1 protein-coding gene is annotated in these 1,027 nt (G+C 45.1%); it reads right to left on the bottom strand.

What is annotated here, in order from left to right; genetic code table 11:
* The coding region (locus tag ACFQ0C_RS31650; RefSeq protein ID WP_379372864.1) for a transposase at positions 1 to 869 on the bottom strand (869 nt) is incomplete at its 3' end.
* Between the last annotated feature and the right edge of the window lie 158 nt (positions 870 to 1,027).

Here is a 1,027-nt window from a genome sequence, read left to right as displayed (position 1 = left end):
GGCAGGATGAAACGAACAACCCGAAAGGAAATGGGGTAAAACATATTCTCATGTAAATCCAAAAAATCAAAGGTAGACTTGGACGGGATGAACTTGTAAATTTCGGGGAGAGCCTTGACCGCGTTGGTTTGTTTTTTGGTAAGTGTCAGATGAACTTCCCGATCAAACTCTCCGCTTGCGGGCAAACGCAAGCCCGCAAGAATCCCATTGGAATCCAAATCCTTTACCCGTATGACGTAGTTCCACCCTTTGCGTTCAAGATGTGCGAAATTGTTATAACTTTCATAGCCCCGATCGGCAGTAACAATGGTTTTGCCTTGGATGGGGGAACGGTCAACCATGTCTGCCAGTGCTCTGCCCTCGTTGCACAACCTTCGTGGCTGAACAATGGCATCCACGTAAAGTCTGTTGCATAAGTCATAGGCTGCGTTCAGATGCAGAAGGTTATAGCCTTTCGTGTTCGGTTGGCTTTGAAAATAGGTGTCCGTGTCCGCAGAGTCCGTTGCGATATGTAGATCCGAACCGTCAATGGCGAGTAATCGATACCCGCGGTAGTCCCTGATATCCGTATACGATTGCGTAAATTTGTGAAACAAGAATTCCACAGCAGATGGCAGGATTTTATTCCTCTGTTGAACAAAAGCGGAAGTGGTTGCGGTGTTTACGTCATAGGCCTGCGATTCCAGCAGTTCCTTATAGATGCTGTTGCCGCCCATGGAGATCAGGAGTTGCATAACTGTTTCAAAGGGCAGCTTTTTCTTTCGGGTAAAATCTTTTTGAGGGTTTTTAACATAAGGGGCTGGAGAGGCTGACATTTCTCGTATGAGGGATGTCAGCGTATTTTTTAGCGAATTTGCGTACTCATTCATTGACGTAACCTCCTCGTTTTTTCAAGGGGCTACGCCACACATTTCCATTTATTTGTCAAGTCCTATTTTTCATCTTCAGGCAAAAAAAGAGCGGGCTATCTTTTCGATAACCAGCTCTTTTTTGATATTTAGCCCTATGCCTTAACTTAATGACATTG

The sequence above is a fragment of the Paenibacillus sp. GCM10027630 genome, from assembly GCF_042676305.1.
Taxonomy (GTDB): Bacteria; Bacillota; Bacilli; order Paenibacillales; family NBRC-103111; genus Paenibacillus_S.
This window is presented reverse-complemented; position numbering and strand designations above follow the sequence as displayed.